The organism is Microcoleus sp. Pol10D4, from assembly GCF_036701555.1.
Taxonomy (GTDB): domain Bacteria; phylum Cyanobacteriota; class Cyanobacteriia; order Cyanobacteriales; family Microcoleaceae; genus Microcoleus.
Map to the genome: position 1 here is coordinate 91,952 of NZ_JAUBRA010000002.1, position 17,989 is coordinate 109,940.

Annotated in this window: 19 protein-coding genes; 7 read left to right on the forward strand and 12 right to left on the reverse strand. The window is 45.6% G+C overall.

The window, feature by feature from the left end; all coding sequences use genetic code 11:
* Nucleotides 1-122: 122 nt before the first annotated feature.
* A complete protein-coding gene (gene fni, locus QUA36_RS01825) occupies nt 123-1,205 on the reverse strand; it encodes a type 2 isopentenyl-diphosphate Delta-isomerase (RefSeq protein ID WP_333455195.1) in 1,083 nt (360 codons plus the stop codon).
* Nucleotides 1,206-1,420: 215 nt separating this feature from the next.
* Complete coding sequence (locus QUA36_RS01830) at nt 1,421-2,104, reverse strand: SDR family oxidoreductase (RefSeq protein WP_333455197.1); 684 nt, start codon at nt 2,102-2,104, stop codon at nt 1,421-1,423.
* 78 nt (nt 2,105-2,182) lie between these two features.
* On the opposite strand from QUA36_RS01830, the gene QUA36_RS01835 reads away from it, so the two are divergent.
* Complete coding sequence (locus QUA36_RS01835; RefSeq protein ID WP_333279867.1) at nt 2,183-3,292, forward strand: S-(hydroxymethyl)glutathione dehydrogenase/class III alcohol dehydrogenase; 1,110 nt, start codon at nt 2,183-2,185, stop codon at nt 3,290-3,292.
* A gap of 192 nt (nt 3,293-3,484) precedes the next feature.
* A complete protein-coding gene (fghA, locus tag QUA36_RS01840) occupies nt 3,485-4,339 on the forward strand; it encodes an S-formylglutathione hydrolase (protein WP_333455199.1) in 855 nt (284 codons plus the stop codon).
* 190 nt (nt 4,340-4,529) lie between these two features.
* Here the strand turns inward: fghA and QUA36_RS01845 are convergent, their stop codons facing one another.
* Nucleotides 4,530-5,444 carry a branched-chain amino acid transaminase gene (locus QUA36_RS01845; protein ID WP_333455201.1) on the reverse strand — a complete coding sequence of 305 codons (915 nt, stop codon included), beginning with the start codon at nt 5,442-5,444 and terminating at the stop codon, nt 4,530-4,532.
* Nucleotides 5,445-5,749: 305 nt separating this feature from the next.
* Here QUA36_RS01845 and QUA36_RS01850 point away from each other — a divergent pair, with 305 nt between their 5' ends.
* Nucleotides 5,750-6,118, forward strand: a complete 369-nt coding sequence (locus QUA36_RS01850) for a Lin0512 family protein (RefSeq protein WP_333168719.1) — start codon at nt 5,750-5,752, stop codon at nt 6,116-6,118.
* Nucleotides 6,119-6,571: 453 nt separating this feature from the next.
* Here QUA36_RS01850 and QUA36_RS01855 read toward each other — a convergent pair whose 3' ends face one another.
* The 3 genes from QUA36_RS01855 to QUA36_RS01865 form a co-directional block, all read right to left on the reverse strand.
* The gene (locus QUA36_RS01855; protein ID WP_333168721.1) at nt 6,572-7,279 is read right to left on the reverse strand and encodes a DUF4142 domain-containing protein; all 708 of its coding nucleotides are present in this window, start codon (nt 7,277-7,279) and stop codon (nt 6,572-6,574) included.
* A gap of 71 nt (nt 7,280-7,350) precedes the next feature.
* The gene (locus tag QUA36_RS01860; protein ID WP_333455203.1) at nt 7,351-8,352 is read right to left on the reverse strand and encodes a hypothetical protein; all 1,002 of its coding nucleotides are present in this window, start codon (nt 8,350-8,352) and stop codon (nt 7,351-7,353) included.
* A gap of 550 nt (nt 8,353-8,902) precedes the next feature.
* Nucleotides 8,903-9,148, reverse strand: coding sequence for a hypothetical protein (locus tag QUA36_RS01865; protein ID WP_333159310.1), 246 nt, complete (start codon nt 9,146-9,148; stop codon nt 8,903-8,905).
* 20 nt (nt 9,149-9,168) lie between these two features.
* On the opposite strand from QUA36_RS01865, the gene QUA36_RS01870 reads away from it, so the two are divergent.
* Nucleotides 9,169-9,648, forward strand: a complete 480-nt coding sequence (locus tag QUA36_RS01870; RefSeq protein ID WP_333159308.1) for a YqhA family protein — start codon at nt 9,169-9,171, stop codon at nt 9,646-9,648.
* 200 nt (nt 9,649-9,848) lie between these two features.
* Nucleotides 9,849-10,091 (forward strand): ChaB family protein, encoded by a 243-nt coding sequence (locus QUA36_RS01875; protein ID WP_333159306.1) that lies wholly within the window; start codon nt 9,849-9,851, stop codon nt 10,089-10,091.
* 223 nt (nt 10,092-10,314) lie between these two features.
* Here the strand turns inward: QUA36_RS01875 and QUA36_RS01880 are convergent, their stop codons facing one another.
* On the reverse strand, nt 10,315-10,947 hold the full coding sequence (locus tag QUA36_RS01880; RefSeq protein ID WP_333455348.1) for a hypothetical protein: 633 nt from the start codon (nt 10,945-10,947) through the stop codon (nt 10,315-10,317).
* Between the two features lie 247 nt (nt 10,948-11,194).
* Between QUA36_RS01880 and QUA36_RS01885 the strand changes: the two genes are divergently transcribed.
* Nucleotides 11,195-11,914, forward strand: coding sequence for an SAM-dependent methyltransferase (locus QUA36_RS01885; protein ID WP_333455206.1), 720 nt, complete (start codon nt 11,195-11,197; stop codon nt 11,912-11,914).
* Nucleotides 11,915-11,966: 52 nt separating this feature from the next.
* Here QUA36_RS01885 and QUA36_RS01890 read toward each other — a convergent pair whose 3' ends face one another.
* The 4 genes from QUA36_RS01890 to QUA36_RS01905 all read right to left on the reverse strand — a co-directional run bounded on the left by QUA36_RS01890 (nt 11,967) and on the right by QUA36_RS01905 (nt 15,224).
* Nucleotides 11,967-13,067, reverse strand: a complete 1,101-nt coding sequence (locus QUA36_RS01890; RefSeq protein ID WP_333455208.1) for an iron-containing redox enzyme family protein — start codon at nt 13,065-13,067, stop codon at nt 11,967-11,969.
* Nucleotides 13,068-13,240: 173 nt separating this feature from the next.
* Nucleotides 13,241-13,855 (reverse strand): rhodanese-like domain-containing protein, encoded by a 615-nt coding sequence (locus QUA36_RS01895; RefSeq protein WP_333455210.1) that lies wholly within the window; start codon nt 13,853-13,855, stop codon nt 13,241-13,243.
* Nucleotides 13,845-14,612, reverse strand: coding sequence for a sterol desaturase family protein (locus QUA36_RS01900; protein ID WP_333455212.1), 768 nt, complete (start codon nt 14,610-14,612; stop codon nt 13,845-13,847). Before QUA36_RS01900 ends, QUA36_RS01895 begins: the two co-directional genes overlap by 11 nt.
* A gap of 15 nt (nt 14,613-14,627) precedes the next feature.
* Nucleotides 14,628-15,224 carry a type IV pilin-like G/H family protein gene (locus tag QUA36_RS01905; protein WP_333455214.1) on the reverse strand — a complete coding sequence of 199 codons (597 nt, stop codon included), beginning with the start codon at nt 15,222-15,224 and terminating at the stop codon, nt 14,628-14,630.
* A gap of 309 nt (nt 15,225-15,533) precedes the next feature.
* Here QUA36_RS01905 and QUA36_RS01910 point away from each other — a divergent pair, with 309 nt between their 5' ends.
* Entirely contained in the window at nt 15,534-16,094 is a 561-nt protein-coding gene (locus QUA36_RS01910; protein ID WP_333455216.1) for a Uma2 family endonuclease, read from the forward strand.
* Nucleotides 16,095-16,101: 7 nt separating this feature from the next.
* Here the strand turns inward: QUA36_RS01910 and QUA36_RS01915 are convergent, their stop codons facing one another.
* Nucleotides 16,102-17,883, reverse strand: a complete 1,782-nt coding sequence (locus tag QUA36_RS01915) for an AAA-like domain-containing protein (protein WP_333455218.1) — start codon at nt 17,881-17,883, stop codon at nt 16,102-16,104.
* Nucleotides 17,884-17,989 lie beyond the last annotated feature (106 nt).

Here is a 17,989-nt window from a genome sequence, read left to right on the forward strand (position 1 = left end):
GTAGGATTTAGCAATTATTCGCTGTCGTTAGTTATTAGCTAATGACTGTTGACTGTTGACTAATGACTAATGACTTCTGACTAATGACTGCTGACTAATGACTTTTGACTGCTGACTCACTTTTATCTTAACCTTTCCAAAACCCCAGATTGTTGTAGCTCATCCAAATTACCGCAGCCTGTACAGAACATCACGGTGGCGATTTCTGCAATTAATACCTCAGCAAGGAGGGCTGCGGCTGATTCCGATTCCGCTGCAGCTTGTAGAAACGGCCGCGCCAGTCCCGCAATATCCGCGCCAAGGGCGATAGCCTTCGCTGCATCCAACCCGTTTTGCAAGCCTCCAGAGGCAATCAGGGGAACATCCGGCGCTACGGCGCGGGTGCTGACAATGCACTCGGCTGTCGGTATTCCCCAGTCGGCAAAGGTTGCGCCTAACCTGCGCTGCTTGCCATCTTTAGCTCGCTCTCCTTCTATTTTCGCCCAAGAAGTGCCTCCGGCCCCGGCAATGTCGATCGCACCTACCCCCGCAGCGAGCAATTTCTTTGCCATCTTTCCTGAAATACCGTTGCCGACTTCTTTAGCAATAACTGGTACTGGTAATTTAGCGCACAATTTGGCTATTTTATCTAGCAGTCCTTTAAAGTTAGTATCGCCTTCGGTTTGGACGCACTCTTGCAGCGGATTTAGGTGCAAAATTAGAGCATCGGCTTCTAAAATATCAACAATTTTTTGGCACTGTTCCAAACCGTAATTGTAGTTTAATTGAACTGCTCCGATATTGGCGAATAGTAGAATATCTGGAGCGCGGCGACGGACGGCAAATGTAGGAGCTAGTTGAGGATTTTCTACGATGATTCGCTGGGAACCGACTCCCATTGCCAGTTTGTATTCTTGAGCGACATCGGCGAGGCGATAATTGATGGTCTGGGCTAATTCTGTGCCACCGGTCATCGAGGAAATTAGCAGGGGAACGGCTAGTTTTTTGCCGAGAAATGTGGAGGTTAAATCGATTTGGGTGCGATCGAGTTCTGGCAAACAGCAGTGTTCAAAACGGTAGCGTTCGAGGCCGCTGGTAGTTTCGCGAAATTGTACGTCTTCTTCGAGGCAAATCCGCAGGTGGTCTGCTTTGCGAGTTTCGGTTTGCGAGGGGGAGGTTAGCGGCAAGTTCACAGTGGCTATTTGGGGAAAGAGTTGTGATATCATTTCCGGTTACACCGGAATGATGTTGACTGTTGACTGTTGACTGTTGACACTGAACAGTGAACAGTGAACTCGAATTTACTATTCCGATGCTAACGGATTTGATATAATTTGAGAATATAGCAATTTTATTTCATTTTTGAATTTTTTAATGAACCGCAGAGAGCGCAGAAGAGAAGAAAAGAGAGATGTTCGCAAATCCTGCGAGGGTTGCTGTATTATCCAGGAACAGTCAGCGGCATTCCGTTATCGGAAGCTTTTAATTTTAGTAAGAAAGGAACTGCTTTTTGCACCCATGCTTTAACTGACGGGTAATTTGCGGCATCTTCTCCGAAACAAATGTCCAGCATATCTGTGTGAATTATCCCCGGATTCAAAGGAACTGCTGCCAAACCTGCGGGCAATTCTTGAGCGAGCGATCGCGTAAGTCCTTCTATTGCCCACTTGGAAGCGCAATAGGGCGCAACTTCCGGCGAAGTTGACCTTCCCCAACCCGAACTAAAGTTGACAATTATGCCGCTTTTTTGAGCAATCATTGCCGGCACAAAGTGGCGAATTACATTAGCTGTACCTTTAATATTAACATCAATTACCTGGGAAAATTCTTCGTTGCTGATATTCCAAAGAGGGGCGAGATGATTAGCTATACCTGCATTATTAATTAGCAAATCTGGCGGCTCATTTTTTGCCATAAATTCTGTTGCCCAAGCTTTTACTTGCTCGTCGTTGGTGACATCCACACAAGTAAAATGGTGGGGCGCACTATATTTTTGTTGGAGTTTTTCCACCGCTTCGGAAGAACGGGCGCAGCCCACAACTGTATGTCCCAATTCAATAAACTTTTCGGTCATGGCAAGACCTAGACCGCGACTGCTTCCGGTAATTACAATTAATTTTGTCATAGATTTGCTCCAAGTTTGACCTTAAGTAATACAATACATATTGACTGGTGAATTGACAAATTGATCGCAGGAGAAAGCATGAAAGTAAAAGCAGCAGTTGCTCGCAGTGCCGGCAAACCTTTGAGTATTGAAACGGTTGATCTGGATGGGCCGAGGGCTGGAGAGGTGCTGGTGGAAATTAAAGCCACGGGTGTTTGTCACACTGATGCTTACACTCTTTCCGGTGCCGATCCTGAAGGCTTGTTTCCTGCTATCTTAGGCCACGAGGGAGCCGGGATTGTCGCAGAAGTTGGGCCGGGAGTAACGAGTGTCAAAGTGGGCGATCGGGTAATTCCTCTCTACATTCCTGAATGCCGCAACTGCGAATATTGTTTGAGCCGCAAAACGAATCTCTGTCAAGCAATTCGCGTGACTCAAGGCCAGGGAGTGATGCCCGACGGCACGAGCAGGTTTTCCATAGACGGGCAGAAACTTTACCATTACATGGGAACTTCTACCTTCGCTAATTATACAGTATTGCCGGAAATTGCAGTAGCAAAAATTCGCGAAGATGCTCCTTTTGATAAAGTTTGTTTAATCGGCTGTGGCGTCACAACTGGCATCGGTGCTGTCATCAATACTGCGAAAGTAGAGCCTGGTTCTAATGTGGTAGTTTTTGGTTTGGGCGGCGTGGGTTTGAATGTAATTCAAGCGGCTCGCATGGTGGGAGCTAACATGATTGTCGGCGTAGACTTGAATCCCGACAAGCGAGAGATGGCGGAAAAATTCGGCATGACTCACTTTGTCAATCCCCGCGAAGTGGAAGGCGATTTAGTGCCTTATTTGGTAGATTTAACCAAAGGCGGAGCTGATTACAGTTTTGAATGTATCGGCAACATTAATGTGATGCGCCAAGCTTTAGAATGCTGCCACAAAGGTTGGGGCGTGAGCGTAATTGTCGGGGTAGCGGGAGCCGGTCAAGAAATTAGCACCCGCCCGTTTCAGCTAGTAACTGGCCGGGTTTGGAAAGGGACGGCTTTTGGCGGGGCCAAAGGCAGAACTGATGTTCCTAAGATTGTTGATTGGTATATGGACGGTAAAATTGATATTGACAGTCTGGTAACTCAGGTAATGCCCATCGACAAAATCAATGAAGCTTTTGATTTGATGCACAAAGGCGAAGTAATTCGCACAGTGTTGACATTTTGAGTTTTTGAAGGAAGAGGGAAGAGGGAAGAAGGAAGACAAAACTTACGGGAAAAGTGGTTTTACGCGCTATCTATAGCCGTAAGGTACAGGGCTGCACCCTATACATAACTTCTCTTTTCTCTCTGCCTCTGCGTTCTCTGCGCCCTCTGCGGTTAATAAAAAAATCTCATTCACAAATGGAATAGAATTAATATGATATCAGAACCCCTAAAACTGCACAAAGAACAGAAAAGTTTCGGTGGCAAACTCGGATTTTACAGCCATCAATCCTCAACCTGCAACAGCGAGATGAAATTCGCTATTTACCAGCCCCCGCAAGCTTTATCTCAACCCGTACCAGTTTTGTATTTTCTATCAGGTTTAACCTGCACAGAAGAAAACTTTATGGCAAAAGCGGGGGCGCAGCAATTTGCGGCAAAATATGGGTTAATGCTGGTTGCGCCCGACACTAGCCCGCGCAATACTGGCATTTCTGGGGAAGATGACGATTGGGATTTAGGAAGTGGTGCGGGTTTTTATGTTGATGCGACAGCCGCACCTTGGAATGCTCACTATCGAATGTACAGTTATGTGGTTGATGAATTACCGAATTTAATCGCCGAAAATTTTCCAGCGATACCGGAAAAACAGGGAATTTTCGGTCATTCGATGGGCGGACACGGGGCGTTAATTTGCGCTTTGAAAAATGGATCTCGCTATCTTTCAGTTTCCGCTTTTGCGCCTATTGCCGCGCCAATGCGCTGCCCTTGGGGAGAAAAAGCTTTTGCAAACTACCTCGACAACGACAAAGAGATTTGGAGGGCTTGGGATGCTAGCGAATTGGTAGTTGCAGCGCGATACAACCGTCCGATTCTGATTGACTGCGGCACGGCTGATTCGTATCTTGCTGATGGGCAGTTGTTGCCGGAAGTGTTCGCGGAGGCTTGTGCAAAAGCGGGACAGCCACTAACTTTAAGGATGCAGGAAGGTTACGATCATAGCTATTATTTTATAGCTAGTTTTATGGAGGATCACATTCGGCATCACGCGGCTGTTTTGTGCGGGTAGTTCCTAGCAGGAAGCAGGCAATATGCCTGATCCACAACAACTGGTTCTTAGGCTCTGCCTGGGAACTGATATCCAGAGGCTCTGCCTCGAATTGCTGTCATGAAATGTGGAGGCAGAGCCTCCTAATCTGCTTGACCAGGCAGAGCCTGCTAACGAGTGAACTCACTTCTACGAGTACAGGTATTTTCGGTTAATTAAGATTAATCGGAAATACCCATTCTTTGTAATTGTCGTCGCGATTTTCGATAATCCCGGTTAGTTTGTCCAAAATCTTTTCGGTGATGGGTCGGTTTGTGGGCAAGTGATAGTTTTCTACTCGCTTAATTGGCGTAATTTTGGCTGCGGTTCCGCAGAGGAAAATCTCGTCTGCAATCAACAGTTCTGATCTATCAACTGGTCTTTCTATGACTTCAATTCCTAAGTCTCTGGCGATTGTGATTACGCTGTCTCTGGTAATTCCTTCGAGAATATCTTGCTCGAAACCGGGAGTCACTAATTTACCGTTTCTGGCGACAAATATGTTCATTCCTGAAGCTTCGCTGACTTTTCCCTGACTGTTCATCATAATTGCTTCGTCGAAGCCGGATTCTACTGCTTCGGTTTTGGCTAAAGCTGAGGTGATGTAGGCGCCGCTAATTTTACCTCTTAAGGGCAAACTGCGGTCTTCTTGGCGGTACCAAGAGCTAATTCTACAGTTGACTCCTTCTTTGGGCAAATAGTCTGAAAGTTCTAATCCGTAGACAAAAAAGTCTGTGTCTACGTTGTGCAGTCTGGGGGCAATTCCTAAACTGGATGTGTAGATAAAAGGGCGGATATAAAATGATTTTGTTGGTTGGTTTTTCTGGACAAAATCAATAATTATTTGTTGGATTTTGCTGGCGGGTAAATCGCAGTGAAGGAAGCTGGCACTTTGACTTAATCTTTGACAGTGACGGTCTAATCTAAATAGCAATATTCGATCGGCATTTTGGGGGTCGGGAATTCCCCGCAACCCGCCTAAAACTCCGGTTCCGTAGTGCAGTGCGTGGGTTGCTATGGAAATTTTGGCGTCGGTAAATGGGAGAAATTGGTTTTGAAAGTAGGCAATTGGCAGAAAACTATCCATGATTCAAGCTGGCGATGAGTTTTGCAGTCCGCTAGGAAAGCTGAATTGGATAATATTACCATAAGTTATACCATTTTAGATTTTAGATTTTAGATTTTAGATTTACAATGACTGATTTGATATAAGTTTGGAGGTGGTCTAAAGTTATCTTTTTTATTAAATGAGATGATTATTGTGTTATTTGATGGAGCGATAAAATAATATAAAATTCGGTCATTTGGGTTGATAATTGTTTTGGGAAAAAGTGCGATCCTCTTCGAGGGCTTCGCTAACGACTACAAACAAAAATCAACCAAGGGGCAACTATGGCACGTAAATGTTTCATCATTGAAATGGGGATGGGTATAGATCAGCACGGGCAGGAACCGACTGTAGCCTGTGCAAGGGCTGTACGAAATGCGATCGCCCACAATGCTTTGCTGGGCGTTTGGGAAGTGGCGGGTTTGACTGACCCCAATCAGATGATTGTTGAGGTTAAGGTGGCTGTTCCTTACCCGGAACAAGTGCGGGAACAGGAGGTGTTGGCGGTGCTGCCTTTTGGCAGCAAAACTCTGATTGTGGAGCAAGGAGGCATGATTGTGCCAGGAAGGGCGATCGCCTCTCTGAATGATAAAAATGATGAAATGCTAATCGCTGTGGCGGCTGTGAGTGTTTTTGTGGACACTGAGGACTAATTAATTTTGTGTTGTTTGAATAAATCGCCCGATCGCACTTGCTTGTTTCCGCGATCGGGCGATCGAACGCCTGTCTGTTAAAAAATGATTAATTTAGAGTAAATTGTAGGGTGCCCCAGAGATATGGCATGAAATATCGTAGAAAATCTGAGGCTCTGAGGCACGCTATAACTTAGTCTGTTCAACAGTGAGGTTTATTTGCCTACCTACTTAATTTTGAAGTTTTAAGGAATAATTTTTAATTGTTCAGGCGACCGGGTATGTAAGCAAGCCAGCAAAACCCTACGATTAAGAACAGCCACGTCGCTGTAATATTGCTGCCCAACAAGTTGCGGAAAAAATCTTCCATTGTTCTCAAAAATTATAGCGTTTAAAAGAATTTATTGCTGTTCCCTCTCGGAGCACAAGAGGTAAAGTCCGATCGCGTTTTAGGCGATCGGACTCTACTTCATATTATGGCTGGTTGGTATCTGCCAACATTTGGTTAACCATTTGCAGGTGCGCCTGAAGGTTCGGCAACTTCTGGGTGGCCCAAGCCTTCAACTCTGGATCTTGTCCCTGTTGAGATTGAGCCTGAAACAGAGCAATAGCCTGATTGTGGCTCTCGATCATAGCCTGCTTGTAAGCAGTGTCAAAACTTCTACCGGAGAGTCCCGAAAGTCGCTCCATCAAAGCTGTGTTCTGGGTACTCATCTCGGTTGGCAATTCAACCTGCTTTTGCATTACTAACTGCATCAGTTCTTGATTTGCCCGAGTGTGTTCCTCAACCATTTCTTGCCCGTATTGTTTCACACCAGCACTAGAACCGCGCTGCACTGCCAATCTGCCGAGTTCCACTTCCAGCATACCAATTTGACCTGCTTGCATGACAAAGTTTCTGTCTTGGCTGCTGAGAGAATTAGGCGAAGTTTCGCCACCTGTTGGAGTGTTGGGAGAACGGCTGGGAGTGTTGTTGGGGGGGAGGTTTGGAGAGGTAGGAAGAGTCTCATCGTCGGCTAGGTTATCAGCAAGCTCAAAAACCCGATCGCCCGACTGGTTTAAGCCGTGAGTGTGGCGGTTTAATTCTGCAAATCCCGGCACAGCTATCAAGGAACTAACGCCGGCAATTCCGGCAACTGTTACCAATTTGTGGAACAAACTTTTGCGATTGAGTGAAGTCATGAATTTCTAAGCCTCTAAGTTGTTTTCAAAAGTATGTGAAGCAAAGCTACCCCGTAGGGAATCGCCCGAAACTACCGATGGGAGGGTGTACTACCTTTCCTAAACAAGTTGATCAAACCAAACGCGCCCAAGGCACCCAGCCAGCCGAAATTGTTGGGGCTATCGCGCCGAGCACTCAAAACTCCAGAATTAGTATCAGCCGGCGTCGATGTCGTACCGTCTGTCGTACCGGTTGTACCGTCTGTCGTACCGGTTGTACCGTCTGTCGTACCCGTTGTACCCGTTGTACCCGTGCCTGTTGTACCCGTTGTACCCGTGCCTGTCGTACCAATACCCGTGCCTGTTGTACCAATACCCGTTGTACCCGTGCCGGTTGTACCCGTTGTACCAGTACCGGTTGTACCCGTACCCGTCGTATCGGTTGTACCAGTGCCGGTTGTATCGGTTGTACCCGTACCCGTTGTACCGGTGCCGGTTGTACCCGTGCCGGTTGTACCCGTGCCTGTTGTATCGGTTGTACCAGTGCCTGTTGTACCCGTGCCGGTTGTATCGGTTGTGCCAGTGCCGGCTGTACCCGTACCCGTTGTACCGGTGCCGGTTGTACCCGTGCCGGTTGTACCAGTGCCTGTTGTATCGGTTGTACCAGTGCCTGTTGTACCAGTGCCGGTTGTATCGGTTGTACCAGTGCCTGTTGTACCCGTGCCGGTTGTATCGGTTGTACCCGTGCCTGTTGTACCAGTGCCGGTTGTATCGGTTGTACCCGTGCCTGTTGTACCGGTTGTGCCGGTTGTACCCGTGCCTGTTGTACCGGTTGTGCCGGTTGTACCCGTGCCTGTTGTACCGGTTGTGCCGGTGCCAGTAGTGCCGTCTGTCGTACCAGTAGTGCCGGTGCCTGTACCAGTTGTGCCTGCACCGCTTCCAGCACCGCCTGACTGGGCAGAAGCAGGCACTGCTAAGGAAACCGTTGATAAACCTAAAGTACAAGCGCTTGCTAAAACAACTTTCAACAATTTAGAAGATTTCATGGTAATGCTTGCTTTTGCATAGAGTGCTGCGATCGGTTGTGATGCCAAAACCGGAGGGTCAAATTGACAGCGTAACGTGCAATTTTTCAACCTTTGCTGCGGAATAATGAAGGCAAGAGAGCAAATTTAGTCCCGTTCCCTTGATGATTTTTCCCTGATTAATTACACCGCCGCGTTAACAGTTTATAAGCTATTACTTATGCTTAAAGTTCGCCATTCATCTTTAGGAATATTTGAAAAAATAGCTTTTTATTTCAGGTGGTGGATGAAATTTGATTGAGCGGCCGACTAGCTCAATCAAAATTTGTGTACGCGGGATAGAAACCGGGCTGATATGAAAAATTTTGGGTTGAGTAACGAGACATCTACGAATCAACCGGGTTTCTCAGAGACGCGGCCGCTTCTTCCTATAAATTTTCCCTGGCAGCAGGTGCTTTAAGCCAGAAATTCTTGATTTTGTCACCGTCAGTTTTGCCTTAGCACTCCGCCAGATGAGTTAGTTTAAAATTTTTTTGAGGGCTATTTTTCCTTAACTTGCTGCTGGCAATTTCGCCCCTGGTAGCATACCGTTCAAACTTTCCCAGGAAACTAAAATATCTCAAAAAGCCCGATCGCTCGCTCTGAGTCGCCATAACACCTGCAACCCCGCAACAGCAAGGCTTTTGACTGGGATTTGAGTGGCATCTAACACGAAGGCGAACTGAGGGCTATCCGAATCCGGCCCGCGCGAGATTAAATTAACCAGCGGCGGCGAAGTCGTCAGAATTGCTTGTGAGGGCGATCGGCTAAACCCTGATATAGTAAAACCAAAGGTATGCCAGAGAGCGCTTGTTCCATAACACATTTTCCAAACGGACACCAACTATGCTGCATCGAGTTCTTGCCAGAAGTCGCTATCTAATGTTAATCGCTGTATTCGGTTCTTTTGCAACGTCTGTGACGCTTTTGATCTACGGTGCCCTGGAAACCCTCATTACCATCGGCCACACAGCTACAGTACCGGTTTCCAGCGAAAACTCCAAACAACTGATTCTGTCTAGCATCGAAGTTGTAGATTTGTTTCTCCTCGCCACAGTATTTTACATTACTGCACTCGGACTTTACGAGCTGTTTATAGACGAGCGCATCAAAGTACCACACTGGCTGGAAATTCACACCATCGATGACCTGAAAAGCAAACTCACCAGCGTGATTGTAGTAGTGTTGAGTGTATTGTTTCTCTCTGAAGTAGTTAGGTGGAACGGCGGGACGAACATCCTTCCCCTGGGAGCGGGTATCGCTTTAGTAATTGCTGCGCTGACGTATTTTCTAAGTTCGCAGGTGAAAAAGCCGAAGTCAGATTAAGGGCTGTTGGAGGAGGGAAATTAGCCAAATCCGGCTGAACCAGGAACGGCAATCAAGTTGTATTTCTTTTTACAAAAACTTTAATATTACATCTGTCTTCGGACTGATAAAAATGCAATCTTAAACTTGCTTTTAGAGAGAGGAAAGTAGTGGCTTCTAGTATATAACATTTAATTTGTGTTTAATAATTAGAGGTCATTATGCCAGAACAACAATTTGATACCATACCTTCAGAAGCACAAGAACTCCCCCAAGGAGCGAAACAAATTTTTCAGGCGGCTTTTAAGAGCGCCAGTGAAGATGGAATGAGCGCCGATGGTGCTACTAGCGTTGCTTGGAACAGTGTAAAATCTGAATATGTTCAAGGCGAAGGTGGCACGTGGCATCACAAGGGCGACGATACTAACCAAACCCGCAAATCTGTACAGTCTGGTGGCAATTAGTTATCAGCAATTAGTAATATCGTGTCCGCTAACATAACCCCTATCCGTTGTGTAGTGAGGGCTTCATTCCTCAACTTTTGATGAGAACCAAGAGTCCTCACTACCAACCAACTTCAGTGACGTTATGCTAGGGGGCATGAGATGATCAGTCATTAACAATTTAGTCATCACTTGTGATTAATGCTTTACGTTGATAGGTGTTGGAATCGCGGTGGTAAAGAAGTTAATGCAGCCTGTTAATAGGCTCGCGCATATCCCATTGCAATTCGGCTAAAACCAGCAAGCTAAATACCATTACGACTCCCGTAAATAGGAAAGACCAACCGCCCGTGTAAGGCAAAATCAAAATCCCCAACAGGTGAAATAAACTTGCCGCTAAAAGCGCGCGTGATCGCACTGCCAATCCAGTCAGTAAATACCCTATTCCGCTCATTCCCAACCATAGGGTACAGAGATGCGCCAACAGTTTTCCCCAACTACAAAAAATGGCTAAATCGGTCAGCAGCAATCCTAATAACATTAGTATTACCCAACCGTAAAGCACCCAAATCAGGCGTTCTATTTTGACCCAAGAGTATGTCATGCTTACCATTGCTGCTGTACCTACAAGGCTGAGCGCTGACCACAAACTGGCTTGCAGCATCCAACTCACAGAAAAAAATTGTGCTGTGCCGAAGATGGGTATTAACAGCAAGCTCCACAGCAAGCAAGTTCGATCGAGACAAGTATAAAATTGTGAATAAAATCGATCTTTGCCAAGGGGGAACTGAACCTGCCAAAGCCCTTCTAAATCCTGAACCTCGATGTTAAGCTGTTTCCGGCGCAGAGGCGGAACTGAATAATTAAAAAAGGTCATATCTGACACTATTAAAATTTACAATTAGTTGCTTAGGTAATATCTCATCAGCAATCGCTCTAATTGCAATCTGTCAATCGGATTAATCTAGTGAATTTGATAATCTGTCGGTAGTAATAGTTATTTTATCGCATCAGATAAAACAGGAAGAGAGAGATTGCACAACTTGATAAATAGCTCTTGCGACAGATGGCTGGAATATTAATTATTCGATACTTTGAAAATAGTCAACTTTGTTACAGAATTTATGCTCACTTCATCCCATCCTCTGAAACAGGTATTCCACTGCCCGGAAGAATCGGATTTTTACGCGCACTGCTTGGAAAGTTTAGTGTTAAATGCTAGTGACAATTCTCGACTTATCGTAGAGTTTGGTTCAGGAGAGGGAAGTCCAGTTATTAAGTCTTTGCTGAGAAGCGATTTTGATGGGGAAATACAGGGATTTGAGCTAAATAATGTAGCTTGGAAAATTGCTCAGTCTCAAATTAAGGAATATCAACTGAGCGAAAAATACACCGTCAACAATTGCTCTTTTTTTGATTCGCCTTTATACGAGTCGGCGGATTGTGTAATCTCAAATCCGCCTTACTTGCCTGCGGTGGATGATAAAATCTACCAGCCGCTGTTGCACGGCGGGAGTGATGGTTGTACAATTGCTAAGAAACTTTTATCTTTGGGCAGCGATGAAGTTTTGCTGATGGTTTCTAGCTATTCTAATCCTGTGGGTTTGATCGATTATGCCTTGGATAGAGGCTACTCGGTTGCAAATTTTGAAATTGCACCTTTAACTTTTGGCTATTATAGTTCGGAACCCAAGGTGAAAAGCGCGATCGCCACTCTCAGAGAACAGGGAATGGCTTTTTATTCGGAAAATATCTATCTGCTGGCTGGAGTTTTGTTTAAGAAGCACCAAAAGTCGCAAAGAGATTGGTCGATCGAGCTAATTCAGTTAATGACAGCATTTTAAGCTAATTCCTGGTAGGGTGCATCAGTCTTTGATACACCCTAGGATATAGCTGTTAATTGTGCTCTGTGGCTTGGATCGATCGCACTACAGCAGCAGCAGCCCGATCGCCGATCGACTTCTCCTGATCGTACCCCAACACCAGTTCCCACGCCTCCTGCGGGTATCTGTCAACCAGCGGGATCGCCACTTCATCCAACATCCAGCGGCCGTGACGCTCATCTTCTTTGATGTGCAGTTCCCAATAACCCATTGCAGCCTGCGAGAGGCCCAGACGCTGGGCGGCGGCTAGATAATTGCGGTAAGCGACGGGCCCCGCCACCTCAAAATAAGTTAATCCGCCGTTGTAGCGCAGAAAATGGCGCTTGCGTTCGGTAAGCAGGAAGTTGTGATTAATGCTTGCGAGCACTTGCCAAGGCACTAAATCGAAGTACGCTTCTGGTTCTGTACTCATGTCGAATTCGGCCAGCATTTGAGCAAAAAAGGTCGAGTGCTTGCGGGGGAGGCGACCGCCGCCATATTCTTCGATCAGCACTCGCGTAAGGGTGCACTGAATTTCGTTGCCTGCACCGCCGAGGATGCGAGAAAGGCGGCTGGCTTCCACTAAACCGTCGAAAGAGGCGATCGCCAGCAGGTGTTTGTATCCCTCTTCAGTCATCTGTTCCCGCTGGTAGCGATCAAGCTCAGTTAGCGGAGGATCGACATCGGCGGCGGCGCGATCGCGCAGCGCTTGCTTAACATCCGGCAATTTTTGCAGCGCTGCAACGTCGATTTGCGCGATTTCCCACTGCTGCCAAGGTTCCTCAATGCGATCGCGCACAGAACGCAAATAGTGCGATCGTTCGTTATTGTAGCGGCGCAAATCGTCGTACCAAAACAAGTTGAGGCGGTTGATGCGGTAAAGTATGCGCTGCAAGAAGCGGTGAGCGGCCTCATCGCCCGGTTCCTGTTGGTAAGCTGCTTGAAGTGCATAGGCGATCGCGCTTTCAAAATCGCTGACAAGCAACGGTTTTGCCGCCACCGTCTTGTCTAAATCCTCGACTTCTAGCAAATTGACAAATTGCCGATCGGCTGCTTCGTAATTTGGGGGTGCGGGTTGCTTTTTGGGAAGACTCGGCGAGTCTATTTTGGGGAGTAAATCTGCCGTGTTTTGCATGGAATCAACTTAATTATGACTTTGATTATTGTGCTGCCTGCCCAAACAGCCAACCGTTGCAGATTGCTGAGGATTCTGGCTAATTACTTTCAAGATAGCGAATCTGTCAGCCGCCTACACCCTTCCATTGATAGAGATTTTATAGAAATCAATTTGGTCACAACTGCCCCGATTCATTCCGAAAGCAGGGTGACTGACGGAGACTTTATCAAACTCCCCAAAGTAATTGGAGCTAATATCTGGGCATCTTTTGGAGCCGGCACTGCTTGCCGCCACGCTTTGATACCTCCTGAAAGGACAACAACATTCAGGCTAATATCCTTAATCTTATTAGTCTCATTTCCCGCCGATTCTTGGGAATGCCGAGCGACTTTTTCCAACTGTTTGTATGCTTTAACCGATCGCCCTCCTCTGGCACAATAAAGTACAATTATCGGCTGAGGTTGATCGGATTTAACCCTAGCTTTTACAATGGATTGAATCTGCTTGACACCGAACCCCATCTCAATATCAATTATGGGAACAAGCGGACTTTCACCGATGCGATCTTCCGCGTATTCTTCGGGCGATCGCACATCGATCAAAATCACTGGTTTCAACTTACCCTGCTGCAATTGGGCAACAGTTACTTGTTTCGTATTTAAACTGGCGATAAAAGTTAGGATATCCATGTGATGAAATAGGGCAACTGCACCCAGAGAAACAACACTCGTCAAGCCAAAACCCATAATTACCAGCCAAATCCGCAAATAACCATGAATACCTGGTTTTGCATTTTTATCTAGCATTTTTTATCATCCTTGAAAATGGATAGAACATTTGTCCGACATATCCAGCAGGTATAGAATCAGAGATTCCATATTTATGAGGCATTTTTTTCGCTGGCATATAGATAGTGCCAAATAGCAAATCTAACAGTGGCAACTGAACAGCAAAGTTTTTATTGTGGATTTGGGGAATTTTACTGTGATGCCAGTGATGAAATTGTGGGGTGGCTACGAACCATTTTAGAATGCCAAATTTTAATTTAATATTAGAATGAATTAAGAAAGCGATCGCCGCAGAATAAAGAGCATAAACTACCAAACTCTCCTTAGTAAATCCCAACCAGTAAAGAGGCATAATTTTGCAAACCTGAGTAAAGAGTTGCTCGCAGGGATGCACCCGCACGGCTGCTAACCAATCCATGTGTTCAATGCTGTGATGGACTGCATGAAATTGCCAAAGCCAAGGTACTTCATGCAGTAGTCTGTGAGCGATATAATATGCCATATCTGAAACGATAACTGCTTCTGCCAACTGCAACCACACAGGTTGAGAGGCTACTTTGCTTTGCAATTCCGGGTTGAGTAAATTAGTTATCAGCGACAAAATTACAGTCACAACAATAGCGCCTGATCTGCCAATAAAGTGACCTGTAAAAAAATATGTGGCATCGGTTGCCCATCCGAGACGGAATATCTTTTGCTTGTGCAAAGAAAAGATTCTTTCGAGGGGAATGAAGATGCAAGCTAAGACGATGAAGCCTTTGACAATTTCTGGCATAATTTTGGTCGCGATTTACTTACTCACTTCTACTGTCCCATCACCGCAAGCTAATTTACCGTTAATATTTCTTGGCTTAGCGGGTGGAGTTGGACTATCAGATTTGGCGATACATAATATAGTTAGCCTCGTACTTGTATCGGCAGCTTTCTTAGCCTTGGCAAGAGGAGTAGGTACTAAAAAAACAGCTCCGACAAAGCTCTTGGTATCCTTTTGTAACGTGCGGGATACGCCATAACTAAATGCAGCTTTTTTACCAGCAATTACTGAATAATTGTAGTGGGTTGTTTGAGATTTAATGCCAAGTCCTAAAGCATCAACAGAAGTAGCAAAGACACCTTTTTCGGCAAAATAAGCTTGTTGAGCACGGTTCATTGAGCCAACATATTGTTTAGCTTCTCGCTTCCCCGTCCCGTCACCACAACTACTGTTGAGAAAATAAGGGAGGGCGATCGCACCAAGTATTATGCTTCCCAGAGGAAAATAAATAAAAGTGATTTTCAGAAAAGTTCCTACCCATGATTTACGTTTTTTGTCAGGGAGAATCTTTTTTTCTGAAGATTCCACTTTTTTATCGAGTGCATCGAGTTGAGGATTTTTCTTAAGCTGCATGATTGTTCTTCAAATGTGTTAGCCGATTAGTTGTCCAGCGAGTAATTATTGGAGGAGAGGCGCGACAATATTCAGGTTTCAGGTAAATGCCTCATTGAGGTTAAACTGAATATATCACTGAGTGCGGCGGGGTATGCAAACCTCGCATATTGTGCCTTGCTTCTACTCTATCTCTATTAAATCACCAGGCTATTTGAGAACTCGACTGACTTTTCATCGACTTCTCATCGACTTTAGACATCACTGGCATTTGGCATTTAATAGGGCGTGTGACTATAATCGAAGAAATAATTAGAGGAAGGGTAAGTTATGGCAGTGCAGTTGCTCAAAAGACTTTTCACAGTAGAAGAATACCATCTGATGGGTAAAGCTGGTATTCTTTCAGAGGGCGATCGCGTAGAATTAATAGAAGGAGAACTTGTTCAAATGGCCGCAATTGGAACTCGTCACGCTTCGTCTGTGAGGCGCTTAGCCAGACTGTGCAGCCAAATTCCAGAAAATTTGGTTATTTTCGACGTGCAGAACCCCGTGCTGTTGAGCGATCGCACGGAACCGCAACCCGATTTAGTATTGCTGCAACCTCGCGCCGATTACTATTCAACTGCCCATCCTGTCCCATCCGAAGTTTTACTGTTAATAGAAGTAGCTGACACTTCAATAGATTATGACAGAGACGTGAAACTTCCTATTTACGCTCGATCAGGAATTCAGGAAGTCTGGATAGTAAATTTACAGGAAAACTGCTTGGAAGTTTACCGCCAGCCAACGGTTAACGGTTACAGTTTAATGCTGAGGTTTTGGCGTGGCGATCGAGTTTCGCCGCTGGCATTTCCAGAATTTGAAGTTAGTGTGGATTTGGCGATCGGGTAAATAGGGATTATTTGCAGTCAAGCCGATCGCCAAAATACTCCTGATACAACCGACATCTCGGAATGCAATGATTTCCATCCAATTTCACCAACCCCATACTATTTAACTTAAACCCCAATTCTGACCTCAATCTAACTGGCTGAGAAACATTCACAACCTCTCTCATCGCCTCCATTAATTCCGAATATTTCTCTAAATTCCATAAATGTCGCCGCAAATGATCGCTGTAAATTCCCGCTTCAGTTGCAGATTCTTTCACTAACCGATCTAAAGTCACATCTTGACGCGAAATATGATACATTCCTAGCCGTACTAAATAAGGATTTCCGCCCACTAACCCCATCAATTCTGCAACTTCATTCCCACTCCAATTCAATCCGTGTCGCTTTGCCAAATCTTGCACTTGCTGGGAATTAAACTCTGGCAATTCAATCGGTAAACCCACATTAAAAGGCGATTTGTTCACATCCAGCGGGATATAGACTTCCGTCGAATGCACCACAATCAAACGAAACTTTTTCCAAATATCTCTCCGTTTTGCTTCTTCGTGCAAAGCGCGCAATAACCCAAAAAAATCATCGGCAATTTCCGGGGATTCAAACAGGCGATCGCTCTCATCCAAGCCTAACGTCAGAGGTTTTGAGGATTCTGACAGCAAATACTGTTCAAAATAAGCCTTGCAGCACTGATTACTGCCAATTAAATCGGCTAATTCCCAACACTTGGGCAACTGCTCCAGCATTCCTAGCTCTTGACCGATGCTAGCACAAAACCACTGCAAAAATGTATCTGAATTAGCGAATATTTTCCTATTGGCTAGCTGAAAACTCAGCGCTACCGTGCGAGAACCTTGCTGTTCTGCGTGATGCAAAATCCTCGCCATCAAGGAAGTTTTGCCCATCTGTCTGGGCGCTTTAATGCGGATCAGTGCTCCCGGTTGGGCGATCGTCTCGTAACAGCGGGATTCGATCGGAGGGCGATCGATATAAAAACAAGAAGTGAGTTCAACTTGTCCTCCCGGCAATTCTGGCGGCGCGGCTGGCAGGGGTTGAATTATTGACTGTTTTGTGCTAGTAATTACTTGCCATTCTACAGCTAATTCATGGTCGGCAGTTAACGATGTGCGACCTTCTTTGATAATGGTTAAAATTTGTGATATTAACTTAAATGACTCGCCAACACCGCGCCACAGCCAGGGCTGAATTCCTGCTAAATAGCTCAGTAAATCAAAGGAAAGCGGTGTATTTAATTCAACTAAAATCGGTAAAATTGCGGGTTTATGACCAGTTAAATTATGCAATTCTTTGGCTAGCTGCACTTGTTCCAATACCATTTCGCTAGCGGCCGATTCTTCCGAAATCAGCAACAGCAAATAATCGCAACGCTTTAGATATGAGGCTGAGTCGCTGCTGTTGTTAATAAAAAAGACTTCGTGGCCTCCCGCACTCAAAGCTTGGTGTAACTGCTGGGAAAGGGTTTTGTGTGAGGTCGATCCTCTTCGAGGGCTTCGCCAACGGACGATCGCCACTTTTGCCCTCACCAGCACTACCTCCTCTGGCTCTGAATTCGCCTCAAAATCGGCTATATCGCGCCATTCCTGCCCCAATCCGCGACAAATTTCAATGAAATTGGCATAATCCACAGGTTTGCCATTCAGAAAATGGCTGACAGTAGATTGCGCCATCCCTAAATCCTCAGCCAGAATTTTCTGACTGGGGAAGCCATTTCTCAGGAGACAGGATTTAACTGCGCGAATGCACTCTTCGCGCACCCTTAGCGATCGTGGCATTGCTTATCACAATCAAAACACTGAAACCATCATAAATGCCAACCGTCCCTAAAGTCGATGAAAAGTCGATGAAAAGTCGATGAATTTTCAAATAACTCAGTCGCCA

Coding starts and splice junctions, on each gene's coding strand:
- fni (WP_333455195.1), bottom strand. CDS start 1,205: ATGATATCACAACTCTTTCCCCAAATAGCCACTGTGAACTTGCCGCTA.
- QUA36_RS01830 (WP_333455197.1), bottom strand. CDS start 2,104: ATGACAAAATTAATTGTAATTACCGGAAGCAGTCGCGGTCTAGGTCTT.
- QUA36_RS01835 (WP_333279867.1), top strand. CDS start 2,183: ATGAAAGTAAAAGCAGCAGTTGCTCGCAGTGCCGGCAAACCTTTGAGT.
- fghA (WP_333455199.1), top strand. CDS start 3,485: ATGATATCAGAACCCCTAAAACTGCACAAAGAACAGAAAAGTTTCGGT.
- QUA36_RS01845 (WP_333455201.1), bottom strand. CDS start 5,444: ATGGATAGTTTTCTGCCAATTGCCTACTTTCAAAACCAATTTCTCCCA.
- QUA36_RS01850 (WP_333168719.1), top strand. CDS start 5,750: ATGGCACGTAAATGTTTCATCATTGAAATGGGGATGGGTATAGATCAG.
- QUA36_RS01855 (WP_333168721.1), bottom strand. CDS start 7,279: ATGACTTCACTCAATCGCAAAAGTTTGTTCCACAAATTGGTAACAGTT.
- QUA36_RS01865 (WP_333159310.1), bottom strand. CDS start 9,148: ATGTGTTATGGAACAAGCGCTCTCTGGCATACCTTTGGTTTTACTATA.
- QUA36_RS01870 (WP_333159308.1), top strand. CDS start 9,169: ATGCTGCATCGAGTTCTTGCCAGAAGTCGCTATCTAATGTTAATCGCT.
- QUA36_RS01875 (WP_333159306.1), top strand. CDS start 9,849: ATGCCAGAACAACAATTTGATACCATACCTTCAGAAGCACAAGAACTC.
- QUA36_RS01880 (WP_333455348.1), bottom strand. CDS start 10,947: ATGACCTTTTTTAATTATTCAGTTCCGCCTCTGCGCCGGAAACAGCTT.
- QUA36_RS01885 (WP_333455206.1), top strand. CDS start 11,195: ATGCTCACTTCATCCCATCCTCTGAAACAGGTATTCCACTGCCCGGAA.
- QUA36_RS01890 (WP_333455208.1), bottom strand. CDS start 13,067: ATGCAAAACACGGCAGATTTACTCCCCAAAATAGACTCGCCGAGTCTT.
- QUA36_RS01895 (WP_333455210.1), bottom strand. CDS start 13,855: ATGCTAGATAAAAATGCAAAACCAGGTATTCATGGTTATTTGCGGATT.
- QUA36_RS01900 (WP_333455212.1), bottom strand. CDS start 14,612: ATGCCAGAAATTGTCAAAGGCTTCATCGTCTTAGCTTGCATCTTCATT.
- QUA36_RS01905 (WP_333455214.1), bottom strand. CDS start 15,224: ATGCAGCTTAAGAAAAATCCTCAACTCGATGCACTCGATAAAAAAGTG.
- QUA36_RS01910 (WP_333455216.1), top strand. CDS start 15,534: ATGGCAGTGCAGTTGCTCAAAAGACTTTTCACAGTAGAAGAATACCAT.
- QUA36_RS01915 (WP_333455218.1), bottom strand. CDS start 17,883: ATGCCACGATCGCTAAGGGTGCGCGAAGAGTGCATTCGCGCAGTTAAA.